This is a genomic window from Azospirillum brasilense, from assembly GCF_005222205.1.
In the GTDB taxonomy this organism is placed as follows: Bacteria; Pseudomonadota; Alphaproteobacteria; order Azospirillales; family Azospirillaceae; genus Azospirillum; species Azospirillum brasilense_G.
Map to the genome: position 1 here is coordinate 1,247,637 of NZ_CP032345.1, position 18,314 is coordinate 1,265,950.

Sequence of the window (18,314 nt, forward strand, 5' to 3'; positions counted from 1 at the left end):
CCCAGGGGGCCGCCATGCTCCACGTCTTCGCCTGCGACGGTGACCGGCTGCGCTGGGCCCGTGAGGCCGAGGGCGTCCGCACCCCGCTGCCCGCCGAGGCCGTCTGGCTCGACCTGCAGAACCCGACCCCGGAGGAGCTGGCCCGCGCCGAGGCGCTGATGGGCATCACGCTGCCGACTCGGGAGCAGATGGCGGAGATCGAGGAATCGAGCCGCCTGCGCATCACCCCCGACGCCGTGCACATGACCGCGCTCGTCCTGATCTGGGCCGACACCGACCAGCCGCGCATCGTCCCGGTCAGCTTCGTCCTGGCCGGCGGACGGCTCGCCACCATCCACGCCGTCGACCCGCAGCCCTTCCTCGCCTTCCGCCGCCGCGTCACCCGCAACGGCGGCGCGGAGTTGACGGCCGAGGCGGTCCTCGCCGCCCTGCTGGACGGGGTGGTGGAGCGCACCGCCGCCGTCCTGCGCCGCGTCGGGCTGGAGCTGGACACCATGGGCAGCCGCGCCTTCCGCGGGCGCGCCCTGCCGGTCAAGGGCGAGCGGCGGAACGACGCCCGCACGCTGAAGCGCATCGGCCACACCGGCCACCTGATCGGCAAGGCGCATGTCAGCCTGTCGACGCTCAACCGCCTGCTGACCTTCCTGGCCCGCGGCGAGGGTTGGACCCCGGCCAAGCGGACCCGGCGCTGGGCGCGCGCCGCCCTGCAGGACGTGACGGGGCTCGGCGAGTACGCCCAGTTCCTCTCGGGGAAGGTCAGCCTGCTGCTGGACACCACGCTGGGCCGGATCAACGTGGAGCAGAACGAGATCATCAAGATCGTCTCGATCCTGACGGTCGCCCTGTTTCCGCCGACCCTGGTCGCCAGCATCTACGGCATGAATTTCGTCAACATGCCCGAGAAGAATTGGACCTTCGGCTACCCGCTGGCGGTGATGCTGATGATCCTGTCGGCGGCGCTGCCGATGATCTATTTCAAGCGGCGGCGCTGGCTGTAAGCGTCACCGCGCTCAGCCGGCATGGGGCGAGGCGGTCTCGCTACCCCGCGCGCCGCCCAGCTTCTCCCGCGTCTCGGAGAACTGCTTGCGGACCTCGACCCACTCCTTGAGGATTTTCCCCAGCGCGAAGACGAGCAGGCCGTGCGCGGTGGTGATTTCCACGCCGATCAGGTCCTCCAGCATGGTGTCGAACAGCTCCAGCAACGCGGTCAGCAGAAGGATCGCGGACAGGGCGATTTGAAGCAGCGAAGGGCAGCGGAAAAAGAGGGTCATCGGTTTCACCGGCAATCGGGCGGCATACGGCGAAATCTATGACACAAGCCGGAGGCGCTGGGGAGCGGGGTTGTGGCAGCCCCGCGTCTTAAACGACGGCGAGCACCAACGCCCAGCCGAGCACGACGAGGTTGACGGTCAACGTGACCGCCATGCCCGGCGCCCGCACATAGGGGTGGATCAGGTAGCCCGCCCAGAACAGCAGGCGGCCCAGCACGAACAGCGCGGTCGCCAGCCGGGCGAAGCCCAGGTCCGGCAGCGGCATCTGCGCGACCAGCGCGGCCAGGGCGGGCACGAAGATCAACGTCTGCTCCACCGTGTTGGTCAGCACGCGCTGGCTGACCCGGTAGAAGCGCGACTCGGCGTCGTCGATGGGGTTCAGGGCGGCGGAGCGGGCGCGGGCGACCAGCACACCGCCCACCGTCAGGAACAGCACCAGCGCCGGCCAGAGGGCGAGCCGCCCCCAGAAGGCCATGCGCGCCCCCGGATCGGCGATGCCGGGCGGCGGCGCGAACAGCGGCGGCAGCAGCCACAGGGCCAGCAGCGCCACGGCCACCGCCGCGAGGTTGACGGTGGCCGCCAGACGCAGAAGACGGGTCTTGGAGGGACGGGTCTCCGGGCCGGCGGCCATGGCGTCTTACCCCAGGCCCTTCTGGCCCATGTCGAGGAACTTCTGGCGGCGCTGGGCGCGGATCGCCTCGCCGTCCAGCCCGTCGAGATCGCCCAGCGACTCCTCGATGGCGTCGCCGAGCGCCTTGACGGTCTCCGCCGGGTCGCGGTGGGCGCCGCCGATCGGCTCGCTCACCACCCGGTCGATGACGCCGAGTTCCTTGAGGTCGTGGCTGATCAGGCGCAGCGCGACGGCGGCCTCACCGGCCATGTCGGGGTTGCGCCACAGGATCGACGCGCAGCCCTCCGGCGAGATGACGGAGTAGATGGCGTGCTCCAGCATCAGCACCCGGTCGGCCGTCGCGATGGCGATGGCGCCGCCCGAGCCGCCCTCGCCGATCACCGCGGCCACCATGGGCACGGACAGGCGCAGGCAGCGCTCGATGCTCTTGGCGATGGCCTCGGCCTGGCCGCGCTCCTCCGCCTGGACGCCGGGGAAGGCGCCGGCGGTGTCGACCAGCGAGACGACCGGCAGCGAGAAGCGGTCGGCGAGGTCCATCAGGCGCTGGGCCTTGCGGTAGCCCTCGGGCTTGGCCATGCCGAAGTTGTGGCGCACGCGCGTTTCGGTGTCGTGGCCCTTCTCCTGCCCGATCACCACGACCGAGCGGCCGCGGAAGCGGCCCAGCCCGCCGATGACCGCGCGGTCCTCGGCGAAGCCGCGGTCGCCGGCCAGCGGCGTGAAGTCGTCGATCAGCCCCTTCACATAGTCCAGACAGTGCGGACGGTTGGGGTGGCGGGCCACCTGCACCTTCTGCGCCGGGGTGAGCTTCGCGTAGGTCTGCCGGAGGAGCTTGTCGACCTTGGTCTGCAGCTTCGACACTTCGTCGGCGATGTTGATGTCGCCGGCGTTGGTCAGGTGGCGCAGTTCCTCGATCTTGCCTTCAAGCTCGGCGATCGGCTTTTCGAATTCCAGGAAGGTTTGCATGCCGGAAGGATCACGGACCGAATAGGATAGGACGCGGACGTCGCGGACCGGCCTTGGTACCACGGTGCGCGGCGGCGATGCCACAGCTTATCGCGCGAATCGCCGGCCAAAACTGACCAGAAGCACGCCCAGGACGATCACCGCCGCGCCGCCCCACACCCAGGGGGAATAGCGCTCGCCGAACAGCAGCGTCCCGGTGCCCAGCCCGACGGAGGTCGCCACGTAGCCGATCTGGCTGAGATAGACCGGCCCGGCGACGACCTGGAGGCGGAAATACAGCACGTAGGTCAGCGCCGTCACCGCGATCTGGAGCAGGGCCAGTCCGGGCGCGAGACCCAGCGCCGGCAGCTCCGCCACCGCCCCGGTGCCGAGCAACGCCAGCGCGACCCAGCCCGCCCCGCCCAGCATGGTGCCCGCGGCCAGCGCCACCGGCTGCCCGCCCGGCGGCCACGCCATGGTGCGGTAGACGTTGCCCGCCGCAACCGCCGCCGGCATGACGAAGGCCAGCGCCATCCAGCCCGCCAGTTCGGGCGAGGGCAGGCTGCCGCGCGGCCCGACAATCATCAGCGCCCCGACGAAGCCCAGCAGGATGCCCGCCACCCGGCCGCGGTCGGGCGTCTCGATCCGCACCGCCACGGCCATCAGCAGCGTCAGGATCGGCGGCAGCGTGTAGACCACCGCCGACAGCCCGGCCCCCAGCCAGGGCATGACGAAGAACAGCACCACGTTGGGCAGCGCCATCGACAGCAGCCCCGACACCGCGAAATAGCGCAGATACCGCCCGGTCAGGGGCATCGCCTGGCCTTTGACGCGCGCCAGCCCGGCCAGGATCACGCCGGCGCCCAGCATCATGGAGAAGGCCCAGGGCAGCGGCGGCACGCCGGCCGCCTGAGCGATCTTGGTGACCGGAAAGATCACCCCGATCAAGCCGCCGACCAGCAGCAGCAGCGCGAGCGACTCGGCCCCGCGCGAGGCCGGCGGGACGGTGGAGGGGGTGGACACGGGAACGGAACCTCTGGCTCAGGACGCGGGCAGGCCAGCGAACATGGCGAAGCCCCCGCCTTTTGCCAAGCCGGTCGGGCAGGCTGGTAACGCGCCTGAGTGTTGCCCCCGCCCCGGCCCCGGCCCTCCCCCGCTTCGCAGGGGAGGGAGATGATCGCGAAGCGGCGGCAGTCCCCTCCCCTGCGAGAGCGGGGGAGGGTTAGGGTGGGGGCCTCACGCCCCCTGCGCGACGATGCGGTCGTAGGCCGGCAGGGTCAGGAAATCCACGAAGTCGTTTCGCTCCACGAGGTCGCGCAGCATCACCGCGGCGTCCTCGTACAGGCCATGGTCGAACATGCGGTCGCCGACGCGGGCCTTCCAGGCGGCCAGCTCCTCGGCGATGGTCTCGTCCACCAGCTCCATGGTCACCGGGCGTCCGTCGTCCAGCGTGGCGCGATGGTGGACCCACTGCCAGAGCTGGGTGCGGCTGATCTCCGCGGTGGCGGCGTCCTCCATCAGGTTGAACAGCGGCACGCAGCCGACGCCGCGCAGCCACGACTCCAGATAGCCGATGGCGACGGCCACGTTGTTGCGCAGGCCGCGCTCCGTCTTCGGCCCCTCCGGGACGGCCAGCAGGTCGGCGGCGGTCACGCTGACGTCGGCGCGCTTGCGGTCGATCTGGTTGGGCTTGCGCATATAGGCGTCGAACACCTCCCGCGCGACGGGGACGAGGCCGGGATGGGCCACCCAGGTGCCGTCATGGCCGTTGGACACCTCCCGCTCCTTGTCGGCGCGGACCTTGGAGAAGGCGGTCTCGTTGGCCGCGGGGTCGTCCTTCACCGGGATGTAGGCGGCCATGCCGCCGATCGCCGGGGCGCCGCGGCGGTGGCAGGTCTTGACCGCCAGCAGGCTGTAGGATTGCAGGAAGGGCGTCGCCATCGTCACCTCCGCCCGGTCGGGCAGGACGGCGGCGGGGTCGTTGCGGAAGGTCTTGATGAAGCTGAAGATGTAGTCCCAGCGCCCGCAGTTCAGCCCGGCGGAATGGTCGCGCAGCTCGTAGAGGATCTCGTCCATCTCGAAGGCGGCGAGGATGGTCTCGACCAGCACGGTCGCCTTGATCGAGCCGTGCGGGATCTTGAGATAATCCTCGGCGACCGAGAACACCTCGTTCCACAGCCGCGCCTCGAAATGGCTCTCCAGCTTCGGCAGGTAGAAGTAGGGGCCGGAGCCGTGGGCCAGCAGCTCCTTCGCGTTGTGGAAGGCGTAGAGGGCGAAGTCGAACAGCGCGCCGGATACCGGTTCGCCGTCGAGCCGGACGTGCTTCTCCGCCAGATGCCAGCCGCGCGGACGGACCTTGAGGACGGCGGTCTTGTCGTTCAGCCGGTACTTCTTCCCCGACACCGGATCGTCGAAGGCGATGGTCCGGCGCACGGCGTCGCGCAGGTTCACCTGTCCCTCGATCAGGTTGGCCCAGGACGGGCAGCTCGAATCCTCGAAGTCCGCCATGAAGACCTTCGCGCCGGAATTCAGCGCGTTGATGATCATCTTGCGGTCCACCGGCCCGGTGATCTCCACCCGGCGGTCGAGCAGGTCGTGCGGCAGCGGCGCGATGGTCCAGTCGGCCTCGCGGATGGCCCGGGTCTCCGGCAGGAAATCCGGCTTGTGGCCCCGCTCGATCAGCGCCCGCCGCCTGGTCCGCACGTCGAGCAGGCGCAACCGCTCCGCCCCGAACCGCCCCTCCAGCTCCGCCAGGAAGGCCAGCGCCTCCGGCGTCAGGATCGTCTCGACGCCCGGCGTGATCGGACCCAGGATCTCAAGCCCGGAGATGGTCGTGGCCATGCGGTTCCCCCTGTTCGTCGCGAGAGCGGTCCGGCGCGGTCGCCAGCCAACCCCATTGGGACAAGGGCTATACCACAGCGGGAGAAGCCGCCATAGCCGGATTGGCATATTTTGAAAGGGACAACCCTTTTGCGCGCAACACTATTGCGTACGAACGGTTTTTCGCCGGGCCAGCGGGTGATGCTCGTGCACCACCTGTTTCAGCCGCTCCGACACCACGTGGGTGTAGATCTGGGTGGTGGCGATGTCGGCGTGGCCCAGCATCTTCTGGACCGAGCGCAGGTCCGCCCCGCGGTCGAGCAGATGCGTGGCGAAGGCGTGGCGCAGCACGTGGGGGCTGACCTTCTCCGGGTCGATGTTCGACTCGATGGCCAGCTCCTTGAGAAGCTGGGCGAAGCGCTGGCGCGTCAGATGGCCGTTGGTGGAGCTGCGCGACGGGAAGAGGAAGGCGATCGGCCCGCTCTCGCGCCCGGCCAGGATGAAGTGGCTGCGCCAGGGCAGATAGGCGCCCAGCGCGGCGGAGGCCGGTTCGGACAGCGGCACCATGCGCTCCTTCCCGCCCTTGCCGCGGACGATCAGCCCGCGCCCGTCGCGCAGGATGGCCGCCATCGGCAGGCCGACCAGCTCCGACACGCGCAGGCCGGTGGCGTAGAGCACCTCCAGCAGGGCGACCAGCCGCAGCCCTTCCGGCCCGCCGCGGGTCTGGGCGGAGTCGATCATGCGGGTGACCTCCTCCACCGTCAGGATCTTGGGCAGCGGGCGGCCCTGCTTGGGGCTGTCGAGCGCCGAGGCCGGGTCGTCCTCCCGCCGGCCTTCCGAGACCAGGAAGCGGTAGAACTGGCGCATCGCCGACAGGCGGCGGGCCAGCGTGCGCGGCGCCGGCTTCTGCCCGCCCTCCACATACTGGAAGGCGAGGTAGGCGCGCAGATCCTCCGTCCCCGCCTTCTCCAGCGGCTGCCCGCGCTGGGCCAGCCAGAGGGCGAGGTCGGCGAGGTCGCGCTCGTAGGCCATGCGGGTGTTGAGCGCCGCGCCGCGCTCCGCCGTCAGCATGTCCAGGAAGGCGTCGACGTGGGGCGAGGCCGCGATCGGGCGCGGTTTGCAGGGACGGCCGCGCCGCTTCGGCTTGGCTTGCGGAAGGAGTGTTTTGGGCATGGGACTCATCCGGCCAGGGCCGCGGCGGCTTCACGGGCGATGGCGCGGGCGTCGCCGTCAAGACCCACGGCGCGCAAGCCCGCCACCACGCGCGCCACCACCGCGGGCGGCGTGCCTGCCGGCCCGGCATTGCCGAGCAGCAGCAGGGCGGCCAGCGCCGTCTCGCCGACGCGCCGGTCGGCGGAGGCCTCGGCCAGCCGCTGCCACAGGGCGGGGTCAGCGGTGGGAGGACGGGCGTCCACGGGCGTGGGGGCCGTCTCCTCGGGGTCGGCGATCTTCCGCCACGCCTCCTCCGGCACGGCGACGCCCATTGCCTGGAGCAGGGCCAGCTGCCCGGCGACGCGGGCGCGGGCCTCCGGATCGGCGCCGTGCAGCGATTCGTCGAGCCAGCCGGCGAGGCCCAGCGCCCCGCCGCCCGGCGGCGGACCAAGAGCGATGACGGCGAGCGGCCACAGCCGCGCCACCTCCGCCGTGGGACGACTGCGCAGGGCGAGGTCGTACCAGCGCTTGCCCTTGTCGGCCCGGCCCAGCGCGAAGCAGAGCCGCGCGGCGGCGGGAGCCAGGGCCGCGGCGTCCGGAGTCGGCGACAGGGTGTCGAGCATGTCCGCCACCACCGCCCCCACCGGCCCGGCCAGCATCGGCGGGTCGAGAAGCTCCAGCGCCAGCCCGGCCAGCTCCACCCGCCGCCCGCCGCCCATGGCGGCGAGCATGGCCTGCTGGACCAGCGCGCGGGTGCGGGCGGTGCGGTCGCGCGCCGCGGCGTCCTTCAGCCGCAGCAGCTCGTCACCCTTGGCCGGGGCGGCGCGGTACGCCTCCTCAAGCCGCCGGGAATCGAGGAACAGGGCGGTGGCGGCGCGCTCCGCCGCGGTCACGCGGGTCGCCGGGTCGGTGCCGATGTTGGACGCCACGGCGGCCAGACGGGCCGGGTCGGTCAGCGACAGCACGTCGGGCGGCAGTCCGGCCTGGAGCGCCCGCAGGGCGGCCAGGGTCAGCGGGCTGGGGTCCCTCAGGCTGCGCAGCCGGGGCGCCGGGCCGCCGGCCATCGCCTCGGCCACCCGCAGGAAATCGGGGTCGCCGCCCGGCTGCTCGCGCAGCATGTCGAAGGCGAGGTCCTCGCCCGCCGGAGCAGCTCCGGCCTCGGTGGGCATTCCACCGCCGATCCGCCCGGCGCGCAGGCGGCAGAACAAGTCCACCCGTTGCCAATAGGGGCCGGAGAAGGGCTTGGCGCGCTCCGCCGCGGCAGCACAATCCAGCGGGCCGGCGAGCAATTCGGCGTCGGTCAGGGCGCGGGCGGCGGCCTCGTCGGCCGTCATCGCCTCGGGCAGCAGCGCGGCGAGGTCGGCGGCGCCCCGAGGGTCGCCCATGGCCGCCAGCTTCTCCACCCGCAGCGCGCCGAAGCGGCGCGCCGGCTCGGGCTCGCCCGGTGCGGCGGCGGGCGAGCCGCGGCTGAGCAGCAGGCGGCGCTGCAGCTCCTTCACGGCGGGCGACGGGGTGAGGGTGGGCAGTTCCGGCAGCAGGGCCAGCACCTCGGCGCGCGGGATGCCGCGCCAGGGGTCGTTGCCCAGCCCGGCGGCCCCCGCCAGGGGACCGGCGCCGTCGGGGTCCAGCGGCCCCAGCGTCTCCACCGCGATGGTCGAGGGCGGCGCCACGGTGGGCACCACGTCGAAGGACGGCGCGCGGTCGGGCGAAGTGAGCGGTAGCGGCGCGGCGGACGGTCCCGGCGACGCCAGCGGATCGTCCAGAACCCGTCCGCTCCCGGAGCCGACGTCGGGGACGGCCATCCTTTCCGGCGGCGGAAACAGGCGGATCGGCGGCCCGGAGGGCACGGCCTGGGCCAGCGCGGGCATGGCCGCACCCGTCAGGGCGCCGGTCAAAGCCAAGCCGAGAGAGGCCACGGCGAACATGGAAACGGCGCCGGCACCGGCCCGTCCGCCCCATGGCGGAGCGGCAAACCGGCGGCGGCGCCCGGCGGCGTCCCCGGCGTCAGCGGGGGAACCGCTCATCCGGAATGACCTTTTCCACCGTCTTGGACGGCGCCGGCATGTCCCAGGAGGCAAGGAAGGCCATGCCACCCCCGATGACGAAGAGGAACAGGACGAAAAGAACGGAGATAACGCGGCTCATGGCGATCGGAGTCGTGTTTCTGTGGAAGGAACGGCGGCGCTGTATCACGGTCTGCGTCCGTGCGGCTTGGGACAAGGGTGCGCTTTCATGCTAATCATCGCACACCGCCCGCACCGCTGGCCCGATGGCCGATGAACGCAGGACGTACCACTTTAGCCACGGGGGCGCCGCTGCGCAACATGCGCAGGCCCCTGCGACCGAATCGAACACCCGCCCTCCGGACCCATATCAGGTCCGGACCCGTATCAGGAAAGTCGACAGCGCCATGACCGCCCGCCCATCACCGCAGGGACAGCCGCCGGACCCGTCGAAGACCCTTCCGAGGACGGTGGTGCTGGTCGGCCTGATGGGCGCGGGGAAGAGCGCGATCGGGCGGCGGCTGGCCACGCGGCTGCACCTGCCCTTCACCGACGCCGACACGGAGATCGAGACGGCGGCGGGCTGCTCCATCGCGGAGATCTTCGCCCGCGACGGCGAGGCGGTGTTCCGCTCGGTGGAGCGGCGGATCATCACCCGGCTGCTGACCGAGCAGCCGGTGCACATCCTGGCGACCGGCGGCGGCGCCTTCATGGACCCGGAAACGCGGGCGGCCATCCGCGCCCACGGGGTGTCGATCTGGCTGCGCGCCGAGTTGGACGTGCTGCTGGCCCGCACGGCGCGGCGCACCCACCGCCCGCTGCTGAACGCCGGCAATCCGAAGGAGATCCTGAGCCGGCTGATGACCGCCCGCTACCCCGTCTATGCGGAGGCCGACCTGACGGTGATCAGCGACGAGCGCCCGCCGGAGGCGACCGTGGAACAGGTGATCGAGGCGCTGGAGGCGCATTTCGGCATCACCCTGCCCCACGCCTCGCATCACCACCATCACCGCCATCCGGCGCACCACCACCATGACAAGCCCTGATCCCGCCATGACCTCCTCAGACATGCCCACCGCCACCGACACCGTCCGCCTCGACCTCGGCCCGCGCAGCTACGACATCCTGGTCGGCGACCGGGTGCTCGACGGCGCCGGGCCGCGCATCGCCGCGATCACCGGGGGCAAGGCGCCCATCGTCGTCACCGACGAGAACGTCGCCCCGCGGCATCTGCCGACGCTGGAGCGCACGCTGCGCGCGGCCGGCATCGAGCCGACCCAGGCCATCGTCCTGCCGGCGGGCGAGAAGACCAAGGACATCGCCCATTTCGAGCGGCTGATGGACGCCGTCCTGGCGCGCGGGATCGAGCGGTCGGCGGTCCTGCTGGCGCTGGGCGGCGGAGTGATCGGCGACATCACCGGCTTCGCCGCCGCCTCGGCGCTGCGCGGCATCGACTTCATCCAGGTGCCGACCACGCTGCTGAGCCAGGTGGACAGCTCGGTCGGCGGCAAGACCGGCATCAACAGCCCGCACGGCAAGAACCTGATCGGCGCCTTCCACCAGCCGCGTCTGGTCATCGCCGACACCGCCACGCTGGACACGCTGCCGCGGCGCGAGGTTCTGGCCGGCTACGCCGAGGTGGTGAAGTACGGGCTGATCCGCCTGCCCGGCTTCTTCGCCTGGCTGGAGGAGAACGGCGAGCGGGTGGTCGCCGGCGACAGCGACGCCCGCCGCCACGCCGTCACGGAGAGCTGCCGGGCCAAGGCCGCCATCGTCGGCGCGGACGAGCGGGAGAGCGGCGACCGCGCCCTGCTCAACCTCGGCCACACCTTCGGCCACGCGCTGGAGGCGGCGACGGGCTTCGGCTCCCGCCTGCTGCACGGCGAGGCGGTGTCGATCGGGATGGTGCTGGCCTTCGACCTGTCGGTGCGGCTGGGGCTCTGCCCGGCGGCGGACGCCGAGAAGGCGCGCGCCCATCTGGCCCGCGTCGGCCTGCCGGTCCGCCCCACCGACATTCCCGGCGTGGAATGGGATGTCGACGGGCTGATCCTGTCCATGGCCAAGGACAAGAAGGTGAAGGACGGACGCATCGCCTTCGTGCTGGTGCGCGCGCTGGGCGACGCCTTCACCCAGCGCGACGTCGATCCGGCGGTGGTCCGGTCGCTACTGGAGGATGCCGTCGCCGGCTGATGCGGTGCACCATAATCCCTTGACCGTTGGGGTGGCAAACTGTCAGAGTTAACGACAGTTCCGATTCGCGTCCAAGATGCGAGGAAAAGCCGCCCCAAAAAGGGAGACTGGACATGCCGAACCGCAAGCTCATCCCCGACGTCATCAAGGACCAGCAGCTCGTCTGCCTGCCACCGGACGCCAGCGTCCGGGACGCCGCCGTTCTGATGGCGGAACGCCGCGTCGCCGCTCTTATGGTCACGCAGGACCGGCCGCAGGGGGGCCGCTCGCTCAAGGGCATCTTCACCGAGCGCGACCTCGCGTCCCGCGTCGTCGCCGCGGGACGGGACCCGGCTGCCACCCGGCTCTCCGAGGTCATGACCACCTCCCCCGATACGCTGGGGCCGGACGCCCACGCCTACGAGGCGCTGGACCTGATGGAGCGCCACCACTACCGCCATCTGCCGGTCACCGCCGACGGCGAATCGGACGGGACGGTGATGGGCATCGTCTCCATCCGCGACCTGTTCGCCGTGGTCCGTGCCCATCTGGAGGACGAGATCCGCGACCGCGAGGCCTTCATCTTCGGGTCGAACTACTCCGCCAGCGTTCCCCCGTAATCACGAGGCGCGTAATGCTGCAATGCGGCGAAGCCGGCTTGACCTGAACGCTGGCCCCACCGATATTCCCGGGTACGCCCCAACAACCCGGCCGTCCGAATTAGGCCGAACGTCAGAGAGTCCCATGCCGCTGTCCGAGCCCGCCGCACGCGAACCGATCCACACCCGGGAAGTCACCTGCCGGGGCTATCGGCGGACCGACGGGCTGTGGGATGTCGAAGGCCATCTGACCGATGTGAAGAGCTACGCCTTCCACACCGAACAGCGCGGCCAGATCCTGCCCGGCGACCCGGTGCACGGCATGTGGATCCGCCTGACGGTGGACAACGACCTGACCGTCCACGCGGTCGAGGCGGTGACGGAGAAGAGCCCCTACCGCACCTGCGGCTCCGTCACCCCCAATTTCCAGCGGCTGGTCGGGCTGAAGATCGGGCCGGGCTGGACCCGCGCGGTGAAGGAGCGGCTGGGCGGCATCCAGGGCTGCACCCATCTGGTGGAGCTTCTGGGGCCGATCGCCACCACCGCCTTCCAGACCATCTATCCCATCCTGGCACGCGAGCAGGCCGAGAAGGCCCGGGCGTCCGGCGGCGGCGAGGCGGGCAGCAAGGAGGACATGCTGCGCACCAAGCGCCCGGTGCTGCTGAACACCTGCCACATCTTCGACAGCAACGGCGAGGTCGTGCGGAAGAACTGGCCCGACCACTACACCGGCGACCGCCCGCGCGACGCCGCGGACTGAGGCGGCGGCGGACGCCGCGGCGGGAACGATCTGCCCGGGACAATGGCAAAGGGCGCGTCCGATGGACGCGCCCCTTTCTTTTCCCGAGTCGGGCTTCTCCCGAACCGGGGCGGTCAAGCCGTCACGCGTCCAGCGCGGACCGCAAGTTCTCACTGGGCCCGATCGGCTTCGCCGGCGGCGGCAGGGCGTCCGCCGTGGTTCCGGCCCCGCTCTCCGGATGCTCCAGCTCGTCCAGCGGCGGCAGGTCGAAAGGCGTGCCGACGAAGGGATCGCCGCCGCCATGCCCGGCTTTGACGTGGCCGTCCTCGGTGCAGGCCCGGCGGAAATAGGCCGCGATGAAGACGCGGACCGCCGAGGTCAGGGTGACCTCCGCGTTGTCCGCGCCCGGCCCGCGCCGCCGGATCTGCTCGTCCAGCCGGTCCTTGATCAGGGTGCAGAGGCCGTTGACCGTCAGGCCTTCGCGGCGGGCGATGTCCTCCAGAGCGTCCCACATGGTCGGCTCCAGACGCATGCTCGTGCGGCGCCCGGCAATCATGATGTTCATGCTCTTCAGCGGTTCCACACACGCGTTCGGATTGACTGTTAACCGCTTCTTCGGCCCGCGCTTCGCCATACGCCGCCCTCTCCACGAACCCGCCGGACGACGCGCGAAAAGTGCATCGCCCACGGCGCATTGATTGGTTGCATGCGCTGCACTCTACTAAATACAGCGAGAATTGCAACCACGGCAGCACTCCAATTATGTTTGAAGACGGAAAAGAACCTCTAGTAGTTGCACGCGTATGTATGCATTTGCAGGTGGCGCTTTTCCCTTGCTGCACGGGCGGCGGCACGGGGTTCTTGTCGGCGTTGCTGTCAGCGAGCCTCTTCCGGGGTCAGCGTGGTCAGGCCGAGAGCGTGAACGCGCTCCGCCATTTCTTGAGCGAGCAGGCCATAGACCAGCCGCTGGCGCTCCACGCGCGACTTTCCGGCGAAGGCGGCGGAGACGATGGTGACGTGGAAATGCGTCTCGCCTTCCGGGTGGGCGCCGCCATGGCCGGCGTGCCGACCGGAGTCGTCCTGGATGTCGAGCCGCTCGGGGGCCAGCGCGTCGGTCAGCTTCCGGCGCATGCGGGTGGCGTATTCCATGAGGGTCCTCATTGGGTCTGGGATGGTCGGGTTTGGGATTGAGGTGACGGCGCGGCACCGTTCCCGTCAAGCCGCCAATGCCGCAGACCGGCCATTTTCCACAGTTCGGCACCGCCCCCTTGCGTGCGCTTGCCAGAAAGGATGCCTCTTCCCATACTTCGCACATGAGCAAGCCACGCACCCGCTACGACTTCAGCCGCTACGACCAGCCGCGCACCGCCGTGCGCGCCTGCGATCATCCGGGCTGTGCCGGCGAGGGCGCGTACCGGGCGCCGAAGAGCCGCCGGCAGCTCAACGACTACTACTGGTTCTGCCTGGACCATGTGCGCGAATACAACCGCGCCTGGGACTATTACGCCGGCATGAAGCCCGAGCAGATCGAGGCCGAGGTCCGCCGCGACACCACGTGGCAGCGGCCGAGTTGGCCGCTCGGCTTCTGGGGGGTGCAGGAGAAGTTCCTGCGCGACCGCGCGATGCACGGCTTCAGCTTCGAGTTCGGGCGCGAGGCCGGCAAGGACCAGTCCGAGGAAAGCAAGCAGCGCCGGCAGGCCGCCCGCAGCGCGGAGGAGGAGGCGCTGGTCGTCCTCGACCTCGCCCCGCCGGTTGATTTCCCACGCATCAAGGCGCGCTACCGCGAGCTTGTGAAAATCCACCATCCCGACGCCAATGGCGGGGACAAGGTGGCCGAAGAAAAGTTGAAGGAGATCAATCAGGCCTACAACACGCTGAAAGCCTGCTATGGTGCGTAACCCCGACGGTTGGCCGGACCAGATTGGCCGGGCGGCCCCGACAACAGACACGTTGGAACGATAAGAACCTCCCATGCCTTCTCAAGGAGCCACCCAGGCCAGCTCGGCCCTGTTCGATCACGTTCCCGACATCACCCTGTCGGTGCGTCAAGTGTTCGGCATCGACAGCGACATGCAGGTGCCGGCCTTCAGCCAGCGCACGGAGCATGTGCCGGACATCGACGAAGCCTACCGCTTCGACCGCGACACGACGCTCGCGATCCTGGCGGGCTTCGCCTACAACCGTCGCGTCATGGTCCAGGGCTATCACGGGACCGGCAAGTCCACCCACATCGAACAGGTGGCCGCGCGCCTGAACTGGCCCTGCATCCGCATCAACCTGGACAGCCACATCAGCCGCATCGACCTGATGGGCAAGGACGCCATCGTCCTGCGCGACGGCGTCCAGGTGACGGAATACCGCGAAGGCATCCTGCCCTGGGCGCTGCAGCACGCCTGCGCGCTGGTCTTCGACGAGTATGACGCGGGCCGCCCCGACGTGATGTTCGTGATCCAGCGCGTGCTGGAGGTGGAAGGCAAGCTGACCCTGCTCGACCAGAACCGCGTCATCCGCCCGCACCCGGCCTTCCGCCTGTTCGCCACGGCGAACACCGTCGGGCTGGGCGACACCACCGGCCTCTACCACGGCACGCAGCAGATCAACCAGGGCCAGATGGACCGCTGGAACATCGTGGCGACGCTGAACTACCTGCCGGTGGACGCCGAGGTGAAGATCGTCGCCTCCAAGGTGCCGGAATATGACAGCGAGGCCGGCCGCAAGACCGTGGCGTCGATGGTGCGTCTGGCCGACCTCACCCGCGCCGGCTTCATCAACGGCGACATCTCCACCGTGATGAGCCCGCGCACGGTCATCACCTGGGCGCAGAACGCCAACATCTTCAACGACATCGCCTTCGCGTTCCGGATCACCTTCCTGAACAAGTGCGACGAGGTGGAGCGGCCGACCGTCGCCGAATACTACCAGCGCTGCTTCGGCACCGAGCTGCCGGAGACGGGGGTCCAGGCCAACCTGGTGTGACGGGGGGTGAAAAATCTGCCCGATTGCGGAGCACTGATTCTTCACGGATTACGCGGATTTGAACACGGATTTCATGGATGAGGGTTGTTCTGGACCAAAGGATTGAAGCCCTGACGGAGCGTGTCATTGGAGCCGGTTTCGAGGTCTTCAACACGCTCGGACAAGGTTTTGTCGAATCGGTCTATCAGAACGCCCTCGTTCATGAACTTCGCAGCCGCAGCCTGGACGTCGGGTTGGAGGTGCCATTTGGCATCTCCTATAAGGGCAGCTGCGTCGGGACCTACTTCGCGGACATCGTGGTCGAAGATCAGGTAATCGTCGAACTGAAGGTCGCCGAGGCCATCGGCCAGCCGCACATCAAGCAGGTGGTGAATTACCTGAGGGCCAGCCGGATGCCGGTCGGGCTTCTGCTGAATTTCGGCACACCAAGCCTGACGGTCCGGCGCGTCCTCCCATAAGAAGAATCCGTGTAATCCGTGCCAGAATCCGCGAAATCCGTGAAGTTTCCGCACTTCCCCAACTCTATCGACAGCCCGCCATGACCGACCGTGAAAACCCCGTCGAGGCCTTCAAGCGCTCCACCGCCGCCGCGGTGCGCGCCCTCTCCCGCCGGGCCGACGTGCAGGTGGGCTTCTCCACCGAGCCGCCCGGCGTCGCCGGACTGCGCGTGCGCATCCCCACCCCGGCGCGCGACCTGAACCCGCACGACGTCGCCACGCTGCGCGGCGCCGCGGACGCGGTGTCGCTGCGGCTGCGCTTCCACGACAACGCCATCCATCTCCAGCGCATGCCGCTGGGCGACAGCGCCCGCGCCGCCTACGACGCGCTGGAGCAGGCCCGCTGCGAGGCGCTGGGCGCCAGCCACATGCCCGGCGTGGCCGCCAACCTGGAGGCGGCGCTGGACGAGCGCTATCACAAGCAGGGCTTCGAGCGGCTGGAGGAGCGCGAGCAGGTCCCCCTGCCCGAGGTTCTGCGTCTGATCGCCCGCGAGGCGATGACCGGCGCCGCCCCGCCCCCCGCCGCCGAGCACGCGGTCAGCCTGTGGCGCGGCTGGATCGAGGAGCGGCTGGGCAAGGACCTGCACGGCCTCGCCGGCCACATGGCCGATCAGGACGCCTACGCCCGCGCCGTGCGCAAGCTGCTGACCGAGCTGGACATGGAGGTCGGCAACGACCCCGACGAGCCGCAGGAGCCGGAGGAGGACGAGCGCGACTCCGGCGAGAACGAGAACGAGCCGAACAAGGGCCAGACCCAGGGTGAGGACGACACCCAGAGCCAGGCCGAGTCGATGACCTCGCAGGAGACGCAGGAGTCCGACCAGGGCGAGCAGGCCGACGAGGGCACCGGCGAAGAAGGCGACACCGAGATGGGCCAGGGCGAAGGGGCGGAGGAGCCCGCCGGCCCCGGCCAGCCCTGGCGCCCGGAGGCGCGCGGCCGCAACGAGCCCGACCCCAACGCCTACAAGCCCTTCACCACCCGCTTCGACGAGGTGGTAGACGCCGCGGAGCTGTGCGATCCGGAGGAGCTGGCCCGGCTGCGCCACATGCTGGACCAGCAGCTCGTCCATCTCCAGGGGGTGATCTCCAAGCTGGCCAACCGCCTGCAGCGCCGCCTCCTGGCCAAGCAGCAGCGGTCGTGGGAGTTCGACCTGGACGACGGCATCCTCGACGCCGCCCGTCTCGCCCGCATCGTCGTGAACCCGGTCCTTCCCCTCTCCTTCAAGAAGGAGAAGGAGATGGACTTCCGCGACACGGTGGTGTCGCTGCTGATCGACAACTCCGGCTCGATGCGCGGGCGTCCGATCTCCATCGCCGCGATGAGCGCCGACATCCTGGCCCGCACGCTGGAGCGCTGCGCGGTGAAGGTGGAGGTGCTGGGCTTCACCACCCGCGCCTGGAAGGGCGGGCAGGCGCGCGAGCACTGGATCTCCTCGGGCAAGCCCGCCAACCCCGGCCGCCTGAACGACCTGCGCCACATTATCTACAAGGACGCCGACCAGCCCTGGCGCCGCGCCCGCAAGAATCTCGGCCTGATGCTGCGCGAAGGCATCCTGAAGGAGAACATCGACGGCGAGGCGCTGATGTGGGCGCACAACCGCCTGATCGGGCGGCCCGAGCAGCGGCGCATCCTGATGGTGATCTCCGACGGCGCGCCGGTGGACGATTCGACCCTGTCGGTCAACGCCGGCAACTATCTGGAGCGGCACCTGCGGCAGGTGATCGAGTACATCGAGACCCGCTCGCCGGTGGAGCTGGTGGCCATCGGCATCGGCCACGACGTGACCCGCTACTACCGCCGCGCCGTCACCATCGTGGACGCCGAGCAGCTGGGCGGCACCATGATGAACAAGCTGGCCGAGCTGTTCGACGAGGACGACCGACGGGGTCGCAGCGGCTGGCGCTGAGGCCGGCCCCCGGACCGGAAACGAAAACGGCGCGGATCACTCCGCGCCGTTTTTTCTTTAATGCCATCCGGTTCGTCCGGTCACTGCAGGCTGCGCTGCATCTCTTCGAAGTTGCGCGAGAAGCCGTTCAGCGGGAAGTCGATGTCGCGCTTGCCGGCGCGCAGGAAGTTCACGCGGACCAGAACCGTGGAGCCGTTGCGGAACTGGTCGACCACGCGACCCGACACGAAGTTCGGGAACATGCACATGTTCAGCGTGGCGATCTGCGTCTCGATGCGCGGCTGGCGGTCGACGCGGATGGCGCAATTGTCGATCATGCCCTGGCTGGTCGTCAGGAACAGGTGGTAGTCGTTGCCGGTCGGGATGACGCTCAGCGCCACGAAGCCGACCTCCTTGCCGTCGTCGAACAGCCGGTAGTTCATCAGCCGGCAGACCTTGGTGTCGGTCATGCGGTCGATCTCGCAGCGGCTGGTCCATGCGCCTTCCGGGCCATACTCGGCGGCGGATTTGGAGAAATCGACGGCGGAGGCCGGCGTGGCGGCCAGCGCGGACAGAAGCGCCGCACCAAAAGCGAAAAGACCTGTCCAACGCATCCTGACGCTCCCCAT

Annotated in this window: 20 protein-coding genes; 9 read left to right on the forward strand and 11 right to left on the reverse strand. The window is 69.9% G+C overall.

What is annotated here, in order from left to right:
* Positions 1-14: 14 nt before the first annotated feature.
* Complete coding sequence (locus D3869_RS06125) at positions 15-998, forward strand: magnesium transporter CorA family protein (RefSeq protein ID WP_137139336.1); 984 nt, start codon at positions 15-17, stop codon at positions 996-998.
* Between the two features lie 12 nt (positions 999-1,010).
* On the opposite strand, the gene D3869_RS06130 is transcribed toward D3869_RS06125, so the two are convergent.
* From D3869_RS06130 to D3869_RS06170, 8 genes are all read right to left on the reverse strand, one after another.
* Positions 1,011-1,271 carry a hypothetical protein gene (locus tag D3869_RS06130; RefSeq protein WP_137139337.1) on the reverse strand — a complete coding sequence of 87 codons (261 nt, stop codon included), beginning with the start codon at positions 1,269-1,271 and terminating at the stop codon, positions 1,011-1,013.
* Positions 1,272-1,359: 88 nt separating this feature from the next.
* On the reverse strand, positions 1,360-1,902 hold the full coding sequence (locus D3869_RS06135; RefSeq protein WP_137139338.1) for an MAPEG family protein: 543 nt from the start codon (positions 1,900-1,902) through the stop codon (positions 1,360-1,362).
* A gap of 6 nt (positions 1,903-1,908) precedes the next feature.
* Complete coding sequence (locus tag D3869_RS06140; protein WP_137139339.1) at positions 1,909-2,865, reverse strand: acetyl-CoA carboxylase carboxyltransferase subunit alpha; 957 nt, start codon at positions 2,863-2,865, stop codon at positions 1,909-1,911.
* Between the two features lie 87 nt (positions 2,866-2,952).
* A complete protein-coding gene (locus D3869_RS06145; protein WP_137139340.1) occupies positions 2,953-3,867 on the reverse strand; it encodes a DMT family transporter in 915 nt (304 codons plus the stop codon).
* Between the two features lie 213 nt (positions 3,868-4,080).
* Positions 4,081-5,685: a malate synthase A gene (aceB, locus tag D3869_RS06155; protein WP_137139341.1), complete on the reverse strand. Its 1,605-nt coding sequence runs from the start codon at positions 5,683-5,685 to the stop codon at positions 4,081-4,083.
* Positions 5,686-5,826: 141 nt separating this feature from the next.
* Positions 5,827-6,846: a site-specific tyrosine recombinase XerD gene (xerD, locus tag D3869_RS06160; protein WP_137139342.1), complete on the reverse strand. Its 1,020-nt coding sequence runs from the start codon at positions 6,844-6,846 to the stop codon at positions 5,827-5,829.
* Positions 6,843-8,840: a hypothetical protein gene (locus tag D3869_RS06165; RefSeq protein ID WP_137139343.1), complete on the reverse strand. Its 1,998-nt coding sequence runs from the start codon at positions 8,838-8,840 to the stop codon at positions 6,843-6,845. Before D3869_RS06165 ends, xerD begins: the two co-directional genes overlap by 4 nt.
* A complete protein-coding gene (locus tag D3869_RS06170; protein ID WP_174452031.1) occupies positions 8,821-8,961 on the reverse strand; it encodes a hypothetical protein in 141 nt (46 codons plus the stop codon). Before D3869_RS06170 ends, D3869_RS06165 begins: the two co-directional genes overlap by 20 nt.
* Before the next feature lie 265 nt (positions 8,962-9,226).
* Between D3869_RS06170 and D3869_RS06175 the strand changes: the two genes are divergently transcribed.
* The 4 genes from D3869_RS06175 to D3869_RS06190 all read left to right on the forward strand — a co-directional run bounded on the left by D3869_RS06175 (position 9,227) and on the right by D3869_RS06190 (position 12,347).
* A complete protein-coding gene (locus D3869_RS06175; RefSeq protein ID WP_137139344.1) occupies positions 9,227-9,865 on the forward strand; it encodes a shikimate kinase in 639 nt (212 codons plus the stop codon).
* Positions 9,852-11,009, forward strand: coding sequence for a 3-dehydroquinate synthase (aroB, locus tag D3869_RS06180; RefSeq protein ID WP_432613409.1), 1,158 nt, complete (start codon positions 9,852-9,854; stop codon positions 11,007-11,009). Before D3869_RS06175 ends, aroB begins: the two co-directional genes overlap by 14 nt.
* Before the next feature lie 113 nt (positions 11,010-11,122).
* Entirely contained in the window at positions 11,123-11,608 is a 486-nt protein-coding gene (locus tag D3869_RS06185; protein WP_137139346.1) for a CBS domain-containing protein, read from the forward strand.
* 124 nt (positions 11,609-11,732) lie between these two features.
* Positions 11,733-12,347, forward strand: coding sequence for a DUF2889 domain-containing protein (locus tag D3869_RS06190; RefSeq protein WP_137139347.1), 615 nt, complete (start codon positions 11,733-11,735; stop codon positions 12,345-12,347).
* Between the two features lie 121 nt (positions 12,348-12,468).
* Here the strand turns inward: D3869_RS06190 and D3869_RS06195 are convergent, their stop codons facing one another.
* Both D3869_RS06195 and D3869_RS06200 read right to left on the reverse strand, forming a co-directional pair.
* Positions 12,469-12,891, reverse strand: a complete 423-nt coding sequence (locus D3869_RS06195) for a ribbon-helix-helix domain-containing protein (protein ID WP_247895741.1) — start codon at positions 12,889-12,891, stop codon at positions 12,469-12,471.
* Positions 12,892-13,202: 311 nt separating this feature from the next.
* Positions 13,203-13,475 carry a BolA family protein gene (locus D3869_RS06200; protein WP_014239259.1) on the reverse strand — a complete coding sequence of 91 codons (273 nt, stop codon included), beginning with the start codon at positions 13,473-13,475 and terminating at the stop codon, positions 13,203-13,205.
* 164 nt (positions 13,476-13,639) lie between these two features.
* Between D3869_RS06200 and D3869_RS06205 the strand changes: the two genes are divergently transcribed.
* The 4 genes from D3869_RS06205 (at position 13,640) to cobT (ending at position 17,706) form a co-directional block, all read left to right on the forward strand.
* On the forward strand, positions 13,640-14,224 hold the full coding sequence (locus tag D3869_RS06205) for a J domain-containing protein (protein ID WP_137139349.1): 585 nt from the start codon (positions 13,640-13,642) through the stop codon (positions 14,222-14,224).
* A gap of 73 nt (positions 14,225-14,297) precedes the next feature.
* A complete protein-coding gene (gene cobS, locus D3869_RS06210) occupies positions 14,298-15,302 on the forward strand; it encodes a cobaltochelatase subunit CobS (protein ID WP_014239256.1) in 1,005 nt (334 codons plus the stop codon).
* Positions 15,303-15,379: 77 nt separating this feature from the next.
* Positions 15,380-15,760 (forward strand): GxxExxY protein, encoded by a 381-nt coding sequence (locus D3869_RS06215; protein WP_137139350.1) that lies wholly within the window; start codon positions 15,380-15,382, stop codon positions 15,758-15,760.
* Positions 15,761-15,840: 80 nt separating this feature from the next.
* On the forward strand, positions 15,841-17,706 hold the full coding sequence (gene cobT, locus D3869_RS06220; RefSeq protein WP_137139351.1) for a cobaltochelatase subunit CobT: 1,866 nt from the start codon (positions 15,841-15,843) through the stop codon (positions 17,704-17,706).
* 80 nt (positions 17,707-17,786) lie between these two features.
* Here the strand turns inward: cobT and D3869_RS06225 are convergent, their stop codons facing one another.
* Positions 17,787-18,299, reverse strand: a complete 513-nt coding sequence (locus D3869_RS06225) for an invasion associated locus B family protein (protein ID WP_094301712.1) — start codon at positions 18,297-18,299, stop codon at positions 17,787-17,789.
* Positions 18,300-18,314: the final 15 nt, after the last annotated feature.

Bases quoted from the DNA above. Each gene is read 5' to 3' on its own strand.
- D3869_RS06125 (WP_137139336.1), top strand. From the start codon at position 15: ATGCTCCACGTCTTCGCCTGCGACGGTGACCGGCTGCGCTGGGCCCGT.
- D3869_RS06130 (WP_137139337.1), bottom strand. From the start codon at position 1,271: ATGACCCTCTTTTTCCGCTGCCCTTCGCTGCTTCAAATCGCCCTGTCC.
- D3869_RS06135 (WP_137139338.1), bottom strand. From the start codon at position 1,902: ATGGCCGCCGGCCCGGAGACCCGTCCCTCCAAGACCCGTCTTCTGCGT.
- D3869_RS06140 (WP_137139339.1), bottom strand. From the start codon at position 2,865: ATGCAAACCTTCCTGGAATTCGAAAAGCCGATCGCCGAGCTTGAAGGC.
- aceB (WP_137139341.1), bottom strand. From the start codon at position 5,685: ATGGCCACGACCATCTCCGGGCTTGAGATCCTGGGTCCGATCACGCCG.
- xerD (WP_137139342.1), bottom strand. From the start codon at position 6,846: ATGAGTCCCATGCCCAAAACACTCCTTCCGCAAGCCAAGCCGAAGCGG.
- D3869_RS06165 (WP_137139343.1), bottom strand. From the start codon at position 8,840: ATGAGCGGTTCCCCCGCTGACGCCGGGGACGCCGCCGGGCGCCGCCGC.
- D3869_RS06170 (WP_174452031.1), bottom strand. From the start codon at position 8,961: ATGAGCCGCGTTATCTCCGTTCTTTTCGTCCTGTTCCTCTTCGTCATC.
- D3869_RS06175 (WP_137139344.1), top strand. From the start codon at position 9,227: ATGACCGCCCGCCCATCACCGCAGGGACAGCCGCCGGACCCGTCGAAG.
- aroB (WP_432613409.1), top strand. From the start codon at position 9,852: ATGACAAGCCCTGATCCCGCCATGACCTCCTCAGACATGCCCACCGCC.
- D3869_RS06185 (WP_137139346.1), top strand. From the start codon at position 11,123: ATGCCGAACCGCAAGCTCATCCCCGACGTCATCAAGGACCAGCAGCTC.
- D3869_RS06190 (WP_137139347.1), top strand. From the start codon at position 11,733: ATGCCGCTGTCCGAGCCCGCCGCACGCGAACCGATCCACACCCGGGAA.
- D3869_RS06195 (WP_247895741.1), bottom strand. From the start codon at position 12,891: ATGAACATCATGATTGCCGGGCGCCGCACGAGCATGCGTCTGGAGCCG.
- D3869_RS06200 (WP_014239259.1), bottom strand. From the start codon at position 13,475: ATGGAATACGCCACCCGCATGCGCCGGAAGCTGACCGACGCGCTGGCC.
- D3869_RS06205 (WP_137139349.1), top strand. From the start codon at position 13,640: ATGAGCAAGCCACGCACCCGCTACGACTTCAGCCGCTACGACCAGCCG.
- cobS (WP_014239256.1), top strand. From the start codon at position 14,298: ATGCCTTCTCAAGGAGCCACCCAGGCCAGCTCGGCCCTGTTCGATCAC.
- D3869_RS06215 (WP_137139350.1), top strand. From the start codon at position 15,380: ATGAGGGTTGTTCTGGACCAAAGGATTGAAGCCCTGACGGAGCGTGTC.
- cobT (WP_137139351.1), top strand. From the start codon at position 15,841: ATGACCGACCGTGAAAACCCCGTCGAGGCCTTCAAGCGCTCCACCGCC.
- D3869_RS06225 (WP_094301712.1), bottom strand. From the start codon at position 18,299: ATGCGTTGGACAGGTCTTTTCGCTTTTGGTGCGGCGCTTCTGTCCGCG.